19 protein-coding genes are annotated in these 17,436 nt (G+C 73.4%); 8 read left to right on the top strand and 11 right to left on the bottom strand.

The window, feature by feature from the left end; genetic code table 11:
- Positions 1-54: 54 nt before the first annotated feature.
- Positions 55-1,041 carry a terpene synthase family protein gene (locus GA0074704_RS04555; RefSeq protein WP_088969331.1) on the top strand — a complete coding sequence of 329 codons (987 nt, stop codon included), beginning with the start codon at positions 55-57 and terminating at the stop codon, positions 1,039-1,041.
- Here the strand turns inward: GA0074704_RS04555 and mqnP are convergent.
- Together mqnP and GA0074704_RS04545 are read right to left on the bottom strand one after the other, a co-directional pair.
- Entirely contained in the window at positions 1,016-1,918 is a 903-nt protein-coding gene (mqnP, locus tag GA0074704_RS04550) for a menaquinone biosynthesis prenyltransferase MqnP (protein ID WP_172880412.1), read from the bottom strand. The two genes, GA0074704_RS04555 and mqnP, sit on opposite strands and share 26 nt — an antisense overlap.
- Positions 1,918-3,378 (bottom strand): menaquinone biosynthesis decarboxylase, encoded by a 1,461-nt coding sequence (locus GA0074704_RS04545; RefSeq protein WP_088969330.1) that lies wholly within the window; start codon positions 3,376-3,378, stop codon positions 1,918-1,920. Before GA0074704_RS04545 ends, mqnP begins: the two co-directional genes overlap by 1 nt.
- Before the next feature lie 223 nt (positions 3,379-3,601).
- Here GA0074704_RS04545 and GA0074704_RS04540 point away from each other — a divergent pair, with 223 nt between their 5' ends.
- The gene (locus GA0074704_RS04540) at positions 3,602-4,474 is read left to right on the top strand and encodes an alpha/beta fold hydrolase (protein ID WP_088969329.1); all 873 of its coding nucleotides are present in this window, start codon (positions 3,602-3,604) and stop codon (positions 4,472-4,474) included.
- A gap of 23 nt (positions 4,475-4,497) precedes the next feature.
- Here GA0074704_RS04540 and GA0074704_RS04535 read toward each other — a convergent pair whose 3' ends face one another.
- Entirely contained in the window at positions 4,498-5,058 is a 561-nt protein-coding gene (locus GA0074704_RS04535; RefSeq protein WP_088969328.1) for a carboxymuconolactone decarboxylase family protein, read from the bottom strand.
- 63 nt (positions 5,059-5,121) lie between these two features.
- On the opposite strand from GA0074704_RS04535, the gene GA0074704_RS04530 reads away from it, so the two are divergent.
- From GA0074704_RS04530 to GA0074704_RS04515, 4 genes are all read left to right on the top strand, one after another.
- Positions 5,122-5,592 (top strand): MarR family winged helix-turn-helix transcriptional regulator, encoded by a 471-nt coding sequence (locus GA0074704_RS04530; RefSeq protein ID WP_088969327.1) that lies wholly within the window; start codon positions 5,122-5,124, stop codon positions 5,590-5,592.
- A 127-nt stretch (positions 5,593-5,719) separates the two neighbouring features.
- A complete protein-coding gene (locus GA0074704_RS04525) occupies positions 5,720-6,310 on the top strand; it encodes an RNA polymerase sigma factor (RefSeq protein WP_088973445.1) in 591 nt (196 codons plus the stop codon).
- Entirely contained in the window at positions 6,307-7,296 is a 990-nt protein-coding gene (locus tag GA0074704_RS04520; protein WP_088969326.1) for a CU044_5270 family protein, read from the top strand. Before GA0074704_RS04525 ends, GA0074704_RS04520 begins: the two co-directional genes overlap by 4 nt.
- Positions 7,297-7,385: 89 nt before the next feature.
- Complete coding sequence (locus GA0074704_RS04515) at positions 7,386-7,601, top strand: hypothetical protein (protein ID WP_088969325.1); 216 nt, start codon at positions 7,386-7,388, stop codon at positions 7,599-7,601.
- Here GA0074704_RS04515 and ccsB read toward each other — a convergent pair.
- From ccsB to hemL, 6 genes are all read right to left on the bottom strand, one after another.
- On the bottom strand, positions 7,570-8,550 hold the full coding sequence (gene ccsB, locus GA0074704_RS04510; RefSeq protein WP_088969324.1) for a c-type cytochrome biogenesis protein CcsB: 981 nt from the start codon (positions 8,548-8,550) through the stop codon (positions 7,570-7,572). The genes GA0074704_RS04515 and ccsB overlap by 32 nt on opposite strands.
- Complete coding sequence (resB, locus tag GA0074704_RS04505; protein WP_088969323.1) at positions 8,550-10,172, bottom strand: cytochrome c biogenesis protein ResB; 1,623 nt, start codon at positions 10,170-10,172, stop codon at positions 8,550-8,552. Before resB ends, ccsB begins: the two co-directional genes overlap by 1 nt.
- Complete coding sequence (locus GA0074704_RS04500; RefSeq protein ID WP_088969322.1) at positions 10,172-10,999, bottom strand: cytochrome c biogenesis CcdA family protein; 828 nt, start codon at positions 10,997-10,999, stop codon at positions 10,172-10,174. Before GA0074704_RS04500 ends, resB begins: the two co-directional genes overlap by 1 nt.
- Entirely contained in the window at positions 10,999-11,562 is a 564-nt protein-coding gene (locus tag GA0074704_RS04495) for a TlpA family protein disulfide reductase (RefSeq protein ID WP_088969321.1), read from the bottom strand. The genes GA0074704_RS04500 and GA0074704_RS04495 overlap by 1 nt, the downstream gene beginning before the upstream one ends.
- Positions 11,562-12,212, bottom strand: coding sequence for a histidine phosphatase family protein (locus tag GA0074704_RS04490; protein ID WP_088969320.1), 651 nt, complete (start codon positions 12,210-12,212; stop codon positions 11,562-11,564). Before GA0074704_RS04490 ends, GA0074704_RS04495 begins: the two co-directional genes overlap by 1 nt.
- Before the next feature lie 65 nt (positions 12,213-12,277).
- On the bottom strand, positions 12,278-13,615 hold the full coding sequence (gene hemL / locus GA0074704_RS04485; RefSeq protein WP_088969319.1) for a glutamate-1-semialdehyde 2,1-aminomutase: 1,338 nt from the start codon (positions 13,613-13,615) through the stop codon (positions 12,278-12,280).
- Between the two features lie 148 nt (positions 13,616-13,763).
- Here hemL and GA0074704_RS04480 point away from each other — a divergent pair, with 148 nt between their 5' ends.
- Both GA0074704_RS04480 and GA0074704_RS04475 read left to right on the top strand, forming a co-directional pair.
- The gene (locus tag GA0074704_RS04480) at positions 13,764-14,096 is read left to right on the top strand and encodes an STAS domain-containing protein (protein WP_088969318.1); all 333 of its coding nucleotides are present in this window, start codon (positions 13,764-13,766) and stop codon (positions 14,094-14,096) included.
- Between the two features lie 54 nt (positions 14,097-14,150).
- The gene (locus GA0074704_RS04475; RefSeq protein WP_088969317.1) at positions 14,151-14,882 is read left to right on the top strand and encodes a VOC family protein; all 732 of its coding nucleotides are present in this window, start codon (positions 14,151-14,153) and stop codon (positions 14,880-14,882) included.
- A gap of 34 nt (positions 14,883-14,916) precedes the next feature.
- Here the strand turns inward: GA0074704_RS04475 and GA0074704_RS04470 are convergent, their stop codons facing one another.
- Together GA0074704_RS04470 and GA0074704_RS04465 are read right to left on the bottom strand one after the other, a co-directional pair.
- Positions 14,917-16,509 (bottom strand): ABC transporter permease, encoded by a 1,593-nt coding sequence (locus GA0074704_RS04470; protein ID WP_088969316.1) that lies wholly within the window; start codon positions 16,507-16,509, stop codon positions 14,917-14,919.
- On the bottom strand, positions 16,506-17,432 hold the full coding sequence (locus GA0074704_RS04465) for an ABC transporter ATP-binding protein (RefSeq protein ID WP_088969315.1): 927 nt from the start codon (positions 17,430-17,432) through the stop codon (positions 16,506-16,508). Before GA0074704_RS04465 ends, GA0074704_RS04470 begins: the two co-directional genes overlap by 4 nt.
- Positions 17,433-17,436: the final 4 nt, after the last annotated feature.

Here is a 17,436-nt window from a genome sequence, read left to right as displayed (position 1 = left end):
GCGTGGACCTGCCATGCTGCCGGGGACGATCGACCCTCGACGGAGGAGTGGCCGGTGACCGGCGTACCGGTTCTGGAGTCGCTGCGCGCCGAGTGTCCCGTTCCGGCCCGGATCTCCCCGCACGCCGACCGGGCGCAGGAGTGGCTGGTCGGGCAGCTCGACCGGCACGGCCTGCCGGTTGACGTCGCCGCCCGCGCCCGGCTGGCCGAGGCGGGATTCGCCCGGTACGCGGGGCGCCTCTACCCGGCCGCCACCGAAGCCGACCTGCGGGTGCTGAGCCTGATGTTCACCTGGTTCTTCCTGGTCGACGACGCCTGCGACGGCCCGGCCCGGCTCACCCCGGAGCGGATCCGGTGGCTGCGCGACGGCGTGCTCGCCGTGCTGCGGGACGGCCCGCGGGCCCGCCATCCGGGGTTCGCCGGTCCGCTGCGCCGGCTGCTGGTGCAGGCGTGGCGGGAGCCGCACCGCCGGATGCCGGCGCGCTGGCGGGTCCGGTTCGCCGACGCGGTCGGCCACCACCTGCTCGGCGTCTGGCGGGAGGCCGCGGCGAAGGACGCGGGCCACCGTCCCGGGGTGGCCGAGTACGTCGCGCTGCGCCGGGCCACCTCGGCGGCGTACGTGTCGTACCCGCTGGTGGAGTTCGTGACCGGCCGGCCGCTGACGGACGCGGTCTACCACCATCCGCGGCTGCGCCGCCTCGCCGACCTCGGCAACGACCTGCTCTCCTGGTACAACGACATCGCCTCGCTGGAGCGGGACCGGGCGACCGCGGGCGGGCACAACCTGGTGCTGGCGCTCGCTGCCGAGCACGGGGTCCCGCCGGAGGCGGCGGTCGACCTGGCGGCGGCGCGCTGGCGGGAGACGATGCGCGAGTTCGTGGCGCTGCGCGCCGCCGTGCCGTCGTTCGGTCCGGGGCTGGACGAGGCGGTCACCGACCTTCTCGACGGGGTGGCCGCGGCGGTGCGCGGGACCATCGAGTGGACGCTGGAGAGCGCCCGCTATCCCACCGGGCCGGTCAACCCCGCAGCCCGAGGCGGATGACCAGGTCGAGCAGCGCGAACACGAACAGCGCGATGCCGACGAAGCCGTTCGCGGTGAAGAACGCCCGGTTGACCTTGCTCAGGTCGGTGGGGCTGACCACCAGGTGCTGGTAGCCGAACGCGACGGCGGTGAACGCCAGCCCGATCCACCAGAGCCAGCCGAAGCCGACCAGCGCGCCGAACCAGATGAACAGCGCGAAGGTGATCACGTGCGCGACGGTGGAGGCGTGCAGCGCGAAGCGCCGGCCGTAGCGGGCCGGGACGCTGTGCACGCCGATCTCCCGGTCGATCTCGGAGTCCTGGCAGGCGTAGATCAGGTCGAAGCCGCCGATCCAGAGGCCGACGGCGGCGCCGAGCAGCCAGGCCGGCCAGGAGCCGTCGAGGGTGCCGGTGACCGCCAGCCAGGCGCCGACCGGGCCGACGGCCTGGGCGATCGCCAGGATGGCGTGCGGCCAGTCGGTGAACCGCTTGCCGTACGGGTAGACGACCAGCGGGATCACGGCGAGCGGGGCGAGCACCAGGCAGAGCGGGTTGAGCAGGGCGGCAGCGGCCAGGAAGACGACCAGCGCGACGGCCGCGCCGGTCCAGGCCGTGCGGACGCTGACCGCCCCGGTGACCAGTTCCCGGTTGGCGGTACGCGGGTTCCGGGCGTCGATCCGCCGGTCGAGGATCCGGTTGGCGGCCATGGCGAAGGTCCGCGCGCCCACCATCGCCACGGTGATCAGCAGCAGGTCGAGCCAGCGGACCCGCCCGCCGTTCACCTGCATGGCGGTCAGCGCGGAGAGGTACGCGAACGGCAGCGCGAACACCGAGTGCTCGATCGCGACCAGCTTGAGGAAGGACGTGACCCGGCCGGGCCGCTCCAGCACAGCCGTCATCAGATCCCGTACTCCTTCCAGCGCTTGTCGACCAGGGCGGTGACCTCCGGCGCCATGCTCATCTCCTCCGGCCAGCCGCGGGTGTAGCCCTCGGCGGGGAGCTTGCGGGTGGCGTCGACGCCGGCCTTGCCGCCCCAGAACTGCTGGTACGACGAGTGGTCGAGGTGGTCCACCGGCCCCTCGGTGAGCAGCAGGTCGCGGGCGTAGTCGACGTTGCCGAAGGCGCGGAAGGCGACCTCGTTGTAGTCGTGCACGTCGCAGTCCTCGTCGACGATCACGATCAGCTTGGTCAGCGACATCAGGTGCGCGCCCCAGATCGCGTTCATCACCTTCTGCGCGTGCTTCGGGTAGCGCTTGCGGATCGACACGATCGCGCAGTTGTGGAAGACCCCGGCGGCCGGCAGGTCGTAGTCGACGATGTCCGGGATCATCAGCTTGAGCAGCGGCTGGAAGATCCGCTCGGTGGCCTTGCCGAGGCCGTGGTCCTCCTGTGGCGGCTTGGAGGTGACGATCGAGTGGTAGACCGGCTGGCGCTGCGTGGTCATCGTCTCGACGTGCAGCACCGGGAACGGCTCGACCGGGGTGTAGAAGCCGGTGTGGTCGCCGAACGGGCCCTCGGGGAGCCGCTCGCCGGGCTCCAGGTAGCCCTCCAGCACGATCTGCGCGTGCGCCGGCACCTGCAACGGCACGGTGAGGCAGTCGACCATCTCGACCCGCTCGCCGCGCAGGAACCCGGCGAACAGGTATTCGTCGATGTCGCCGGGGAGCGGCGCGGAGGCGGCGTACGAGACGACCGGGTCGCAGCCGATGGCGATGGCGACCGGGAGCCGCTGGCCCAGCCGTTCGGCGACGGCGTGGTGCGCGGTGGAGTCCTTGTGGATCTGCCAGTGCATGCCGAGGGTGTTCCGGCCGTGCTGCTGGAGCCGGTAGAGCCCGAGGTTGCGCTTGCCGGTCTCGGGGTGCTTGGTGTGGGTCAGCCCGTAGTTGTGGAAGATCCCGCCGTCGCCGGGCCAGACCTGGAGGCCGGGGAGCTTGTTCAGGTCCACGTCGTCGCCGCGGTAGACCACCTGCTGGCAGGGCGCGGTCCTGACCTTGCGGGGCGGCACCGACTTGAGCTGCATGACCTTGCCGAGGCCCTCGCGGATGCCGGACCAGCCGACCGGCAGCTCCGGCTTGATCAGCGCGCCGATCCGGTCGCCGATCTCGTCGAGGGAGTCGACGCCGAGCGCCATGGCCATCCGCTTCTCGGTGCCGAACAGGTTGATCGCCACCGGCATCTCGCCCCGGGTGGGGTGCTCGAAGAGCAGCGCCGGGCCGCCGGCGCGGACGGTCCGGGTGACGATCTCGCTGATCTCCAGGGTGGGGTCGACCGGGACGCTGACCCGCCGCAGCTCGCCCGCGCGCTCCAGGGCCGCGAGGAAGTCCTTGAGATCGGTGTACGGGAAGCCACGAGCCGCCATGCCCGCAAGTCTCCCGCACGGCTCGCCGCCCCGCCCACGCCGGGTGGGCGGGACACCTGTGAGCCTGCCCATGCATCCGCGCGGGGCGCGGCGCGCGTAGCGGCCCCTGCGCGAGGCGGCCGGCGGCGCGAGGCGGCGGGTGCCGCCCGGTCGGGTGGCGGCCGTCCAGGCGTACGCGGCGGGCGGGCGGGTAGACGGGTCGTCCGGGCGACGGGGGGCGGAGATGGGTGGCGGTCGGGTGCCGGCGGGTTTCACCGAGCAGCGGACGCAGGTCGGTGACCTCTCGATCAACTATGTCCGCGGGGGCAGCGGCCCGCCGCTGGTGCTGCTGCACGGCTATCCGCAGTGCTGGTACATGTGGCGGCACGTGCTGCCCGAGTTGGCCGGGTCGTTCGAGGTGGTGGCGCCGGACCTGCCCGGTTTCGGCGACAGCGACGCCGCACCCGGGCGGTACGACAAGAAGTCCCTCGCCGCCGACCTGCACGGCCTGCTCACCGGGCTCGGCCTGACCGACGACGTCCGGCTGGTCGGCCACGACCTGGGCACGATGGTCGCCTACGCGTACGCGGCCGCACATCCCGCCGCCGTGTCCCGGCTGGTGCTCACCGAGGCGCCCATCCCGGACGAGAGCATCTACACGATCCCGGCCCTGACCACCGCCGGTCCGGCGGTGTGGAACTTCGGCTTCTTCAACGTCGACAACGGCCTGCCCGAGCAGATGATCACCGGCCGGGAGGCGCTCTGGGTGGACCGCTTCACCGATTCGATCATGGTCAACAAGGGCAGCATCGGCCCGGAGGACGTCGAGGAGTACGCCCGGCACCTGCGCGACCCGGACCACCTGCGGGCCAGCTTCGACTGGTTCCGCGCGTTCGGGCAGGACGTCGCGGACAACGCCGGTTACCGGTCGACGAGGTTGTCGATGCCGGTGCTCGCCGTGGGCGCCCGGGCCAGCCTCGGCGAGCAGGTGGCCGCGCAGGTCCGCCGGTACGCCGACACGGTCACCGGCGAGGTGGTGGAGAACTGCGGTCACTGGCTCTTCGAGGAACGGCCCGCCGAGATGTGCGCGCTGCTGCTGCCGTTCCTGCGGGGCTGACCCGGCAGCCCGAGGGCGCCCGGTCAGGCCGCAGGTTCCCAGGCGTACGGGGCGAGGGCGGGGTCGAGGGGCGCGTCGACGAGCCGGTTGGCGAAGGTCGAGATGGTGTACGCGCCGACGCCGAGCACGACGTCCAGCGCGTGTCGTGGCTTCCAGCCGGCGGCGAGGAGGGCGTCCAGTTCGTGGTCGGGGACCGCGCCGCGGTGGTCGAGGACGGCGAGGGTGAACCGGTGCAGCGCCGCCAGGCGCGGCTCGGGCAGCTCGCGGCCGTCGCGCAGCGCCTCGATCAGCTCCGGCGCTCCGCCCAGTCCGGTCAGGGTCGCGGTGTGCATGGCCAGGCAGAGGTGGCACTCGTTGCGGGCGGCGACGGTGAGCACCACCACCTCCCGGGCGACCGGGTCGAGGTCGGTGGAGTCGAAGGCGGCGGTGGCGGCGAAGAAGCCCTTGAGCAGCTCGGGCGACTCGGCCAGCAGGGCGACGGCGGCGGGCAGGTGGCCCTGCTTGCGTTCGACGGCGGCCATGATCTGGCGGCCGGCTGCGGATGCGGTGTCGGTGGTGTGGACGGTGAAGACCGGTCGGGACATCACGGAACCCCTGACGTAGAATAGTCAACGTGGTTGACCAAACCGTAAACCAGGTTGTCGAAAATGGCAACGCCTGACCGCCCCGGCTTCGCGCTGCCGCTGCTGCTGCTCGCCGGCTTCCGTACGCTCATCGACGACCTGCACGCCGAGTTGGCCCGGCAGGGGCATCCCGACCTGCGGCCGCTGCACGGTTTCGTCCTCCAGGCGGTCGGCCCGGGCGGCACCACCGCGTCCGACCTCGGCCAACGCCTCGGCGTCTCCAAGCAGGCCGCCGGCAAGACCGTCGACCGGCTGGTCGCCCTCGGCTACCTCGAACGCGGCGACGACCCGGCCGACGCCCGCCGGAAGCTGGTCCGGCTGACGGCCAGGGGCGTCGACGGGCTGAGCCGCTCCGCCGTGGTCTTCGACCAGTTGCGGGACCGCTGGGCGGCCACCCTCGGCGCCGACCGGGTCGCCGCCATCGAGGACGACCTGCGCCGGATGGCCCCGGCCGACGTCTTCCGCCTCGACGTGCCGGGCTGGTTCGGCGGCTGAGACCGCCACCGACCCGGACGGCCGTGAACCCGATCGGCGGCTGCGGCAGAGACAGGGGTGACAGTTCCGCTCCTGGACGGGAGGTCCACCCCGTGAGTCACCCCCGACACACCGACGCACCACTGTGGTGACGGTCGCGCCCGGCCGACAGGCCGACGACGCCGCCGCCATCGCGGCGTCCCGCCAGGACGCCGAGGCCTTCGGCGTCCTCTACGACCGGTACGCCGCCCAGCTCTACCGGTACGCGTACCGCCGGGTCGGCCCGGAGCTGGCCGAGGACGTGGTCGCCGACACCTTCCTCGCCGCGTTCCGCCGACGCAACTCGTACGACCTGGCCCGCGCCGACGCCCGGCCCTGGTTCTTCGGCATCCTGACCCGGGAGATCGCCCGGCACCGACGCGCCGAGCAGGCCCGCTGGCGGGCCCTCGGCCGGGCCGGCGACGACGGCGTCGCGGAGGGTTTCGCCGACCAGGTCGCGGCGGCGGTGAGCGCCCGGGCCACCCGTGGCCCGCTCGCCGGGGCACTGCGCCGGCTCTCCGCCGGCGACCGGGACGTGCTGCTCCTCGTCGCCTGGAGCGACCTCAGCTACGAGGAGGTCGCCGAGACCCTGAACATCAAGATCGGCACGGTGCGCTCCCGGCTGCACCGGGCCCGCCGCAAGCTGCGCGCCGCCCTCGGCGACGCCGACCCGACCCGGATCAGCGAGGTGGACCGATGAACGACCTGACGACCCTGGCGGAGCTGGGCGCGACCCTCGACCCTCCCACCGGCACCCCACCCGCCCGGCTCCGGCACCGGGTGCTCACCCAGGCCACCCGGCCGTCCCGCCGTACCGCCCGGATCACCCGACCCCGGCTCGGCTGGCGGACGGCCGCGGTCGGCGGACTGGCCGCCGCGCTCACCGTCGGCGTACTGGCCACCCAGGTGGTCTCCTTCGGCGACCGCGCGCCGGTCTCCACCGCCTCCGCCGCCGGCCGGATCCTGGCCGGCGCCGCCGACGAGGCCCGGCACCGGCCGGCCCTCGACGTCCGCGACAACCAGTTCGTGTACGTCCGCTCGCTCACCACCGCCGCCGCCTTCAGCCCACGGGGCGCGGCCGGCGCGCAGGCCCTCGACCGCACGGTCTGGCTCTCGGCCGACGGCACCCGGGACGGGCTGATCCGCAATCGTCCCCGGACCGGCGCCGGCGCCACCGAGGAGATCCCGCTGCCCGGCTGCCGCGACGGCGTGGCGATCCAGCACAAGTACGGCAGGACCGAGCGCGCGTCGTGCACCGCGACGCCCGGACACCGGGCCGGCCTGCCCACCTCGGCGGACGAGATGCTGGCGTACCTCCGCCGGGCCGGGGCCGGCACCAGGAACCCACCGGACCAGCAGGCGTTCACGGCGGCGGGCGACCTGGTCCGCGAGGCGTACCTCCCGCCGGAGAGCCTGGCGGCGGTGTTCGAGGCGGTCGGCGAGATCCCGGGGGTGACCGTGGTCGGTGACGTCACCGACCAGGCCGGCAGGGCCGGGGTCGCGCTGGCGTTGACCGAGGTGCAGGGCTACCGCACCGAGCTGATCTTCGACCGGGCCAGCCACGCCTACCTGGGCTCGCGGCAGGTGCTGGTACGCGACCAGGACGGGCTGAAGGCCGGCGACGTGCTCGACTCGACGGCCGTGCTGACCGTCGGAGTGGTGGACCAGGTAGGGCAGCGGCCCTGACGCCGGAAGGGGCGGGCGGCCGAGGTCGCCCGCCCCTTCCGGCACGGCGAGGGGGCGACACGTCGGTCTCGGGCGGGGAGGATGGCGGGATGGACGACGCGTACGTCTCCGGCGACCCGGACGGCCTCACCCCGCTGCTCCGGCACATCCGTGACGCGGTGGCCCGGGAGCTGCACGCCCAGCTCGCCCTGCGCGCCGAGCGGATCGACCTGGCCGATGTCCCGGAGGTCGCCTACCAGGTCACCCGCCGCGTCGACGAGGTGCTGACCGGGCTCACACCCCGGCGTACGAGTGCAGGCCGGTGAAGAAGAAGTTCACGCCGAACAGGTTCATCAGCATGGTGGCGAAGCCCAGGATCGAGATCCAGGTGGCCACGCTGCGCTTGACGCTCGGGGTGGCCCGGGCGTGCAGGTAGCCGGCGTACACCACCCAGGAGATGAACGCCCAGGTCTCCTTCGGGTCCCAGCCCCAGGCGCGACCCCAGGCCGCCTCGGCCCAGATCGCCCCGGCGATCACCGCGAAGGTGAAGATCGGGAAGGCGAAGGCGTGCAGCGTGAAGGTCAGCCGCTCCAGGCCGGCCGCGCCGGGCAGCCGCTTCGCCAGGGTGTACGGGAAGCTCCGCTTGCCCTGCTCCCAGCCGGAGCGCAGCAGGTAGGCCGTCGCCGGCACCACGCCCAGCAGGAAGATGCCGGAGGCGAAGACGATGGTCGACACGTGGATGATGAACCAGTACGACTGCAGCGCCGGCATCAGCGGGGTGACCTGGACGTAGAGCTTCAGCTCGGCGAACGCCAGCAGCAGCACCATCACCAGGGTCAGGAAGAGCCCGAGCCGGCGCAGCTGCGGACGCTTCACCAGCACCGCGAGCCACGCGGCCGAGCCGATCCAGGTGACCGTGAGGACGAACTCGTACATGTTGCCCCAGGGCATCCGCTCGGCGGCGATGCCCCGGGTGACCAGCGCACCGAGGTGCAGGGCCACGGCGAGCGCGGTGAGCCATCCGGCGATCCGCCCGGCCAGGGCCGCCCGACCGGCCGTGCGGTCCGGCCCGGACGCGACCGGCGCGGCGGCCGGCTCCTCGACCGTCCCGCCCGTACCGCCGACGCCCGCGCCGACCAGTTCCCGGGCCGGGGCCGCGGTTTTCGCCGGCACGGCCCGGGCGTTGCCGAGGGCGTACTCGACGGCGTGGCTGATCATCGCGACCAGGTACGCCAGGATCGCGTACGTGACCAGCTGGTCGGAGAGTGCGGACATCACTCGTCTCCTTCTGGCGCCCGCCGGTCGTCCCGTCCGTCGCCGCTGACCGCGGCGACGAGCTGGGCGAACTCGTCGGCGAAACCGGGATGTTCGGTGCGCGGCAGCCCACCGGCCTCCACCAAACTACTACCGCCCGTCGGAGATCCACTGTCGGGGGCGGTCACCCGGAAGAAGACCCGCCGCCGCCGGAAGAACAGCGAACCCATCAGCCCGATCAGCAGCGTCGCGCAGGCCACCAGCATCAGCAGCTGGCCGGGGGCGTACCGGACCGCGATGGTGATGTACGGCTTCGTGCCCACGAACTCCAGCGTGCTGCCGTCGTCCAGGGTCCACTTCTCGCCGACGGCGAGCTTCTTGTCGCCGATCTGCTTGAGCTTGCCGTTCTCCACCTGCCGCTGGTCGAGCTTGTAGACCGAGCCGGGGATGCCGGCGTCCAGCCCCAGGTTCCCCCGGTACGCAACCAGCACCACCGCCGGGTTGCGTTCGGCCGGGAACTGCGACGACACGAACGGCGCCCGGTCCGGGGCGGTGGGAAGGTAGAGCCCCTCGAAGGCGATCTGCTGATCGGGCGCCCGCCTGCCGGTCTTCGGGTCGACGTTCGCGTCGGGGAAGGCGGCCAACCCCTCCTCCGTGGCGTTCGAGTCGCCGGTACGCAGGAACGGCGTCGTGCTGGTCTGGCTGCGGCCGTACCGGTCGGTGTACTTCAGGATCGGGGCGTACCCGTTGCCGAGCAGGTAGACGTTGGCCGAGTCGAGCCGCAGCGGCGAGTTGACCGAGAAGCCGGCGGTCCGGGTGGCGTCGCCGGGCAGGTTGTCCACGGTCACCGTGGCCCAGTAGCGCTTCGCCTGCCCGGAGGGGAGGTATTCCGCCTCGAACCGGTCCAGGGTGAGGCAGAACGGCGGCAGGTCGGCGCTGTCCACCCGGGGGCCGAGAGTCGCCTCGGCGTACTGCTGCCGGGTGTTGCAGAAGGCGTTCTCCGCGTCGGCGACCAGGATCCGGTTGCCGTGCCAGCCGTACCAGGAACCCAGCGCGACGCCGAGCAGGACGGCGACCAGCGACACGTGGAAGAGCAGGTTGCCGGTCTCCTTGAGGTAGCCCTTCTCGGCGGAGACCTCGTCGCCCCGGACCTGCACCCGCCAGCGGTGGCGGCGCAGCACCGCGGCGATCGCCTCGACGTCGGCGGCGGCCGGCGCCTCCAGCACCGCGTGCGCGGGCAGCCGGTCGAGCCGTTTCGGCGCGACCGGCGGTCGCATCCGCAGCGCCCGGACGTGGTCCCGGGCCCGGGGCAGGATGCAGCCGACCAGTGAGGTGAAGAGCAGCAGGTAGATCGCGGAGAACCAGACCGAGCCGAAGACCTCGAAGAAGCCGAGCTGGTCCAGTCGGGGGGCCAGGTCCGGGTGGTCGACGAAGTACCGGTCGACGTTCTCCGGGTTCACCCCGCGCTGCGGCAGCACCGAGCCGGGGACGGCGGCGATCGCGAGCAGGAAGAGCAGCACCAGCGCGGTACGCATGCTGGTCAGCTGCCGCCACGAGTTGCGCAGCAGGGCCAGCACCGGATTGACCCGCCGCCGCGGCGCCCCGGCGGGCGGGGCCGCGGGCCGGTCGTCGACGGTCGTCATCAGATGCTCACCTCACCCGGGCCCACGTTCGTCTGCAGCCAGATCACCACGTTCTGCCAGCCGCCGGTGACCAGCGCCAGGCCGATCAGGATCAGCAGGGCACCGCCGACCCGGGTCACCCAGCGGCTGTTGCGCCGTACGGCGCGGAACACCCCGAGCAGGCGGTGGAAGCCCAGCCCGAAGACGATGAACGGTATCCCCAGCCCGAGGCAGTACGCCACGGCCAGCAGCACCGCCCGGTCGGTCCGCCCACCGGCGGTGGCCAGGGCGATCATTCCGCTCAGCGTGGGCCCGGTGCACGGCATCCAGCTCAGCGCGAACACCGCCCCGAGGGCGGGCGCGCCGAGCAGACCGGCCGACGGGAGCCGGTTGATCCGGAACTCACGCTGCATGCCGGGCACCAGGCCCAGGTAGCCCAGGCCGAGCACGATCACCAGCGAGCCGAGGACGATCTCCAGCGTCCGCTGGTGGTCGAAGAAGACCCGGCCGAAGCTGGCGGCGAGGATCGCGGTGGAGGTGAAGACGAAGGTGAAGCCGGCGATGAAGAGCAGCGTGCCGGCGAGCACCCGCCCCTTGACGGCGGCCGTCCGGCGCACCGGCGGCGCGGCCACGGCGACGCCACCGCCGCCGTCCACCGGTACCGGGTCCGCCTTTGCGGACCGGCCCTCGAGGTCCGCGCCGGCCAGGCCGGTGACGTACGACAGGTAGCCGGGCATCAGCGGCAGCACGCACGGAGACAGGAAGCTCACCAGCCCGGCGAGCGCCGCCCCGCCGACGGCCAGCAGCAGTGGGCCGGAGAGCGCCAGCTCACGGAAGGTCTCGCCCATCAGCGCGAACCCTCGGCGGCGACCTTCTCGACCAGGGGCCGCAGGCCGTCCTGGGTGACCGCCGCCCGGATCACCGTGGCGATCCGGCCCTCCCGGTCCAGGATCACCGTCGCCGGGATGGTGTTCGGCGGGATGTCCAGGGCCAGCGCCAGCCGACTCGCCGGGTCGAAGAGACTCGGGTAGGTGACCCGGCCCTCCTCGAAGGCGACCGCCTTGTCCCGGTTGTCCTGCACGTTGACGCCGAGGAAGGCCACCCCGGAGCCCTTGGTCGCCTGGTAGGTGGCCTCCAGGTCGTCGGCCTCGGCGCGGCAGGGCGCGCACCACGAGCCCCAGAAGTTGAGCACCACCACCTGGCCGCGGGCCTGGGTGACGTCGTACCGGCCGTCGCCGGTGAGCAGGTCACCGGCGATCTTCGGGGCCGGGGACCGCTGGTCGGGGGCGCACTGGACGATGCCGTCGGCGGTGTCGCAGCGGCTCTCCTCGGTGCCGGAGGAGCAACCGACCAGCGCCGTACCGGCGGTGACGGCGGCGAGCAGGGCGGCGGCGAGCCTCCGGGTGAGCATCAGGCCCCCTTGGCCGTCCGGGCGGTCGGCGAGATGGCGATCAGGTGCGCGGCCGGCTCGGTGTAGGAGATGCCGGCGATCCGGTCGCCGTCGAAGTGGAACGAGGTGAGGCTGGCCAGGCCGCACTGCCGGCGGCGCGGGTCGTGCCAGAGTCGCTTGCGCTCGACGTACCGGCGCAGGGTCCAGATCGGCAGCTGGTGGGAGACCAGCACCGCCTCACGCCCGTCGGCGGCGACCCGGGCGGCCTGGAGCGCGGCGAACATCCGCTCGGCGATGGTCAGGTAGGCCTCGCCCCAGGACGGGGTCACCGGGTCACGCAGCACCCACCAGTTGCGCGGGTCGCGGAACGAGCCGTCGCCCGGGGAGACCTTCTTGCCCTCGAACCAGTTGGCGCTCTCGATCAGCCGGTCGTCCACCCCGACCGAGAGCCCGAACTGGGCGGCGATCGGCTCGGCGGTCTGCTGGGCGCGTTCCAGGGGGCTGGCCACCACGTGCACCACGGTCTTCTCGGCGAGCGCCTGCGCGGCGGCCTTGGCCATCTGCACGCCCAGCTCGGAGAGGCGGAAGCCGGGCAGCCGGCCGTAGAGGATGCCCTCGGGGTTGTAGACCTCGCCGTGCCGCAGCACGTGCACGACCGTTTCCTTGCTCACTGCGTCACCTCTGTTCGCGACTGCGGGGCTCGCAAAACCGGCTCACTCCTCGCGCTCACCGTCGGCTAACCCCCGTGTCCCGCGGCTGCCGCCGCCCGCGCCGCCTCCGGCAGGGCGGCGGAGATCTGCTCCAGGGCGGCGTCGTCGATCGCCGCCGAGACGAACCACGACTCGAACGCGCTCGGCGGCAGGTAGACGCCGGCGGCCAGCATCGCGTGGAAGAACGCCTTGAACGCGGGCACCTGCTGGGTGCGGGCGGTGTCGTAGTCGACCACGTCGGCGTCGGTGAAGAAGATCGAGAACATGCTGCCCGCGTACGACAGGCGGTGCGGGACACCGGCGGCGGCCAGCGCGTCGCCGGCCAGCTTGCCCACGACGGCGGCCGTCTCGTCGAGCCTGCGGTAGAGCGCGTCGTCGGCGAGCCGCAGCGTGGCCAGGCCGGCGGCGCAGGCCAACGGGTTACCGGAGAGCGTGCCGGCCTGGTAGACCGGGCCGGCCGGGGCCAGCCGCGCCATGATCTCCGCGCGCCCGCCGAAGGCCGCGGCGGGCAGCCCACCCCCCATGACCTTCCCGTACGTCCACAGGTCGGCGTCGGAGGCGTCGAGGCCGTGCCAGCCGGCGCGGGAGACCCGGAACCCGGTCATCACCTCATCGACGATGAGCAGCGCCCCGTGGGCGTGGGCGATCGCCGCGAGCTGCTGGTTGAAGCCGTCGCGGGGGGCCACCACGCCCATGTTGCCGGCGGCGGCCTCGGTGATGATCGCGGCGATGTGCGGGCCCTCGGCCGCGAAGGCCGCCTCGACCGCGGTGATGTCGTTGTACGGCAGCACGATGGTGTCGCCGGCCGCCGCGCCGGTCACGCCGGGCGAGTCGGGCAGGCCGAGGGTGGCGACGCCGGAGCCTGCGGCGGCGAGCAGGGCGTCGGAGTGCCCGTGGTAGCAGCCGGAGAACTTGATGATCTTGGTTCGGCCGGTGAAGCCGCGGGCCAGCCGGATCGCCGACATGGTCGCCTCGGTGCCCGAGTTGACCAGCCGGACCTGCTCCACCGGGGTACGCGCGACGATCTCGGCGGCCAGCTCCACCTCACCCGGGGTGGGGGTGCCGAAGCTGGTGCCCAGGCCGGCGGCGTCCCGGATCGCCTCGACCACCTCGGGGTGGGCGTGGCCCAGGATCAGCGGCCCCCAGGAGCAGACCAGGTCGACGTAGCGCCGGTCGTCGGCGTCGAAGAGCCACGGACCCTCCCCCCGGACCATGAAGCGCGGGGTGCCGCCGACGGCACGGAACGCGCGCACGGGGGAGTTCACCCCGCCCGGCACGATGGCCTTGGCGCGGTCGAACAGGGCCTCGGAGGCCGGCGCGTCGGCCGGGTAACGGCCGGATCCGGCGGAAAAGGTATCGGTCACGATGCCGCCATTGTGTCAGCGCCGGACGGCGGAGCGGCAGCCACCCCGGCAGCGGGTTACCGGGCTCACGCGCCCGCCTCGCCGCCCACGATCAAGGTGCCCAACGTCTCGACGGGCTCGTCGGGCGAGATCGCGATAGGCTGACCGGGTGGATCGTGCCGAACTGTCCATCACCGTACACCGGACAGGCGATGAAGTGGTGCTTCGCCTGAGCGGTGAGATCGACATGCTCACGGCCGCCCAACTCAGCACCGTCGTCAACGAAGTGTTGACGGATCCGCCCCCGCGGATCGTGCTCGACCTGGGCGGGGTCACCTTCTGCGACTCGCAGGGCCTCGGCACCCTGGTCGTGCTCAGCCGCAAGGCCAGCCACGCCCAGTGCCTGCTGGTCCTCAGCAACGTGGGCGACTTCCTGCTCCGCGTCCTGGACATCACCGGCCTGCGCAGCGCCCTGATGATCCGCAACGAGACCGCCCCCTAGGCCCGAGCCCGCCACGGCACCCGCCGGTTCGGCGCAGGCCCTAGCATCGCCGGCATGGCTACCCGGCTCGTGCAGATCAACATGAAGGCCCACGACGACTCCGCGCTGGGCGGGTTCTGGGCGAAGGTCCTCGGCTGGGAGACGTCCATCGAGGCACCCGGCGTGACCAACCTCGAACCCCCGGGCGTCGACTATCCCGACCCGGCCTTCCTCTTCATCGACCTCGTCCGCTACCCGGACCCCAAGGTGGGAAAGAACCGGGTGCACGTCGACCTCGCCACCACCTCGGCGGCTCACCGGGCGGAGCTGGTCGAGCGCCTGACCGCGCTCGGCGCGACCCCTACCGACGTGGGCCAGGGCGACGTCGCGTGGACGGTCATGGCCGACCCGGAGGGCAACGAGTTCTGCGTGCTGGACCCGCGCCCGGACCACCGCGACACCGGCCCGATCGCCGCCGTGGTGGTCGACTGCGCCGACCCGCGCGCCATGGCCCGCTTCTGGGGCGAGTCGATGGACTGGACCGTGCGCGAGGTGACCGACCAGGAAGCCGTGCTGCGCTCCGCCACGGGCGTCGGCCCGTACCTGCGGTTCCACCGCACGCCCGACGTGAAGACCGGGTGGAACCGCGTGCACCTCGACGTCCGGCCCTACCCGGGCGACGACCCGCAGGCCGAGGTGGCCCGGCTGCGGGCCCTCGGCGCCACCCCCGTCGAGCTGGACGGGATCCACTGGACGGTCCTCACCGACCCGGAGGGCAACGAGTTCTGCCTGCTCAGCCCGAAGTGACCGGCCCTGCCCGGTCCGGCCGCCGCGACCTGCCCTAGACCACGGGCAGGTCGCGGCGGCGGAAGCCGCTCAGCCCCACCGCCGCCAGGGCCACCGCCAGGACGGTGAGCGCCCAGAGCCCGGTGGCGTCCCAGGCCGGACGCAGCACCTGCGGGGTGTGGGTGAACGGGGAGACGTCCAGCAGCCGCTGGTCCAGCTTCAGCACCGGACCCAGCTGGCCGAGCAGCACACAGACCGCCAGCGCCGCCCAGGCCAGCGGGGCCAGCCGGGGCAGCAGGCCGTAGAGGAGCACCGCCAGACCGGCCAGCACCCAGGCCGCCGGGACCTGCGCCAGGCCGGCGCCGACCAGCCGGGGCAGCTCGCCGGGCACGTCCCGCACGCTCAGCCCGTAGGTCAGGCCGGTGGCGAAACCGGTCACCGCCAGCACCACCACCGGTCCGAGCAGCGCGAACAGCAGGTGCGAGCCGAGCCACGCCGACCGGTGGGTGCCGGTGGCCAGCAGCGGCTCGGCCCGGCCCGCGGCCTCCTCCGACCGCATCCGCAGCGCGGCCTGCACGGCGTACCCGGCCGCCGCGAGGCCGGCCAGGCTCAACGTCGCCCCGAGGTACGCCTCGGCGAGCGCCGCCGTACCGCCCATCCGGGCCAGGATCTCCTCCAGCTGCGGGTTCCCCTCGACCGACCGACCGGCCGCCTTCGCGGCCCCGCCGAGGATCAGCCCGAGCAGGCCGAAGCCGACCGACCACCAGAGGAGCTGCCCCCGGTGCAGCCGCCAGGCCAGCCCGAACGGCCCGGCCAGCGCCCGACCGGCCCCGACCGGGCCGAGTCGCGGCGGCAGCAGCCCCGCGCCCAGGTCCCGACGGACCGACAGCGGGTACGCGACCGCGGCGAGGGCCACCGCGGCGACCAGCGGCAGGAGCAGCACCCACCAGCGGTCCCCCTCGTACGCCCGGACCCGCGGCGCCCAGCCGAGCGGGGAGAGCCAGCTCAGCCACTCGTGCCGGCCGGCGTCACCGGCCAGCCGGAGCGCAAAGGCGAGCCCGAGCACGGCGATGCCGATCCCCCGGGCGCCGCCCGCGCTCTCGGTGAGCTGGGCGGCGAGCCCGCCCACGGTGGCGAAGACGGCGCCGGTGAGCGCGACGCCCAGCCCGTACGCGAGGGAGCCGGCGGCCGGCAGCCCGGTGGCGACCAGGCCGGCGGCGGTGAGCAGGCCGAGCAGCAGGCTGGCCGCGTACGTCACGACCAGCGCCGCGGTGAGCGCCGCGTACCGGCCGAGGACGCCACCGGCGAGCAGCTCGTGCCGGCCCGCCTCCTCCTCGGTACGGGTGTGCCGGACGGCGGTGAGCAGGGTGGCCAGCGCGACGATCACCAGCAGGAAGCCGCCGCGCTGAGCGGTGAGCGCGCCGACGCTCTCGCCGTACACCGGGCCGAGCAGCGCGACGATCGACGGGTTGCGGGCGGTGCCGGCGGCGTACGCGGCCCGGTCGGCGGCGGTCGGGAAGAGCTCGAAGAAGCTGGTCGCGTACGTCATCGGCAGCACCGCGAGCGGCAGCACCCAGAGCGGCAGGATGATCCGGTCCCGGCGCAGGATCAGCCGGACCAGGTGTCGGGTTCCGGTGAGGGTGCTCATCGGGTCACCCCGGCCGGCGACCCGGTGTCCTCCGCGCCCTCGGCCGTCTCGTAGTGCCGCAGGAACAGCTCCTCCAGCGTCGGCGGCTGGCTCACCAGGCTGCGTACGCCCAGCTCGGTGAGGCGGCGCAGCGCGACGTCCAGCGCGGCTGTGTCCACGTCGAAGCGCACCCGCTGCCCGTCGACCCGCAGGTCGTGCACCCCTGGCAGCTGGCCCAGCCCGTCGACCGCGCCGGTGATCTCGGCGTCGATCGCGGTGCGGTGCAGGTGCCGCAGCTCGGTCAGGGTGCCGCTCTCCACGGCCCGGCCGGCGCGGATGATGGTGACCCGGTCGCAGAGCGCCTCGACCTCGGCCAGGATGTGGCTGGAGAGCAGCACCGTCCGGCCGTCCCGCTTGGCCCGGCCGACCCACCGCTGGAAGACCTCCTCCATCAGCGGGTCCAGCCCGGAGGTGGGTTCGTCGAGGATCAGCAGCTCGACGTCGGAGGCGAGCGCGGCGACCAGGCCGACCTTCTGCCGGTTGCCCTTGGAGTAGGTGCGGCCCTTCTTGCGCGGGTCCAGCTCGAAGTCGTGCAGCAGCTCGGCGCGACGCTGCGGGTCGAGGCCGCCGCGCATCCGGCCGAGCAGGTCGATCACCTCGCCGCCGGTGAGGTTCGGCCAGAGGGTGACGTCGCCCGGCACGTACGCGAGCCGGCGGTGCAGCGCGACGGCGTCCCGCCACGGGTCGCCGCCGAGCAGTCGGACGGCCCCCGCGTCCGCCCGCAGCAGGCCGAGCAGCACCCGGATGGTGGTGGACTTGCCGGAGCCGTTGGGGCCCAGGAAGCCGTGCACCTCCCCGGGGCGGACGGTGAGGTCGAGTCCGTCGAGCGCCCTGACCCGGCCGAAGGTCTTCACCAGGCCGGACACCTCAATGGGAGTTTCCATGTTT

Source organism: Micromonospora siamensis, assembly GCF_900090305.1.
Lineage (GTDB): Bacteria > Actinomycetota > Actinomycetes > Mycobacteriales > Micromonosporaceae > Micromonospora > Micromonospora siamensis.
Note: the sequence above shows the minus strand (reverse complement) of the source record. Positions and strands in the feature narration are given on the sequence as shown.

Coding starts and splice junctions, on each gene's coding strand:
- GA0074704_RS04500 (WP_088969322.1), bottom strand. CDS start 10,999: ATGGGCGAGACCTTCCGTGAGCTGGCGCTCTCCGGCCCACTGCTGCTG.
- GA0074704_RS04470 (WP_088969316.1), bottom strand. CDS start 16,509: ATGAGCACCCTCACCGGAACCCGACACCTGGTCCGGCTGATCCTGCGC.
- GA0074704_RS04520 (WP_088969326.1), top strand. CDS start 6,307: ATGAACGACCTGACGACCCTGGCGGAGCTGGGCGCGACCCTCGACCCT.
- GA0074704_RS04535 (WP_088969328.1), bottom strand. CDS start 5,058: ATGTCCCGACCGGTCTTCACCGTCCACACCACCGACACCGCATCCGCA.
- GA0074704_RS04475 (WP_088969317.1), top strand. CDS start 14,151: ATGGCTACCCGGCTCGTGCAGATCAACATGAAGGCCCACGACGACTCC.
- ccsB (WP_088969324.1), bottom strand. CDS start 8,550: ATGTCCGCACTCTCCGACCAGCTGGTCACGTACGCGATCCTGGCGTAC.
- GA0074704_RS04495 (WP_088969321.1), bottom strand. CDS start 11,562: ATGCTCACCCGGAGGCTCGCCGCCGCCCTGCTCGCCGCCGTCACCGCC.
- resB (WP_088969323.1), bottom strand. CDS start 10,172: ATGACGACCGTCGACGACCGGCCCGCGGCCCCGCCCGCCGGGGCGCCG.
- mqnP (WP_172880412.1), bottom strand. CDS start 1,918: ATGACGGCTGTGCTGGAGCGGCCCGGCCGGGTCACGTCCTTCCTCAAG.
- GA0074704_RS04465 (WP_088969315.1), bottom strand. CDS start 17,432: ATGGAAACTCCCATTGAGGTGTCCGGCCTGGTGAAGACCTTCGGCCGG.
- GA0074704_RS04545 (WP_088969330.1), bottom strand. CDS start 3,378: ATGGCGGCTCGTGGCTTCCCGTACACCGATCTCAAGGACTTCCTCGCG.
- GA0074704_RS04540 (WP_088969329.1), top strand. CDS start 3,602: ATGGGTGGCGGTCGGGTGCCGGCGGGTTTCACCGAGCAGCGGACGCAG.
- GA0074704_RS04515 (WP_088969325.1), top strand. CDS start 7,386: ATGGACGACGCGTACGTCTCCGGCGACCCGGACGGCCTCACCCCGCTG.
- GA0074704_RS04530 (WP_088969327.1), top strand. CDS start 5,122: ATGGCAACGCCTGACCGCCCCGGCTTCGCGCTGCCGCTGCTGCTGCTC.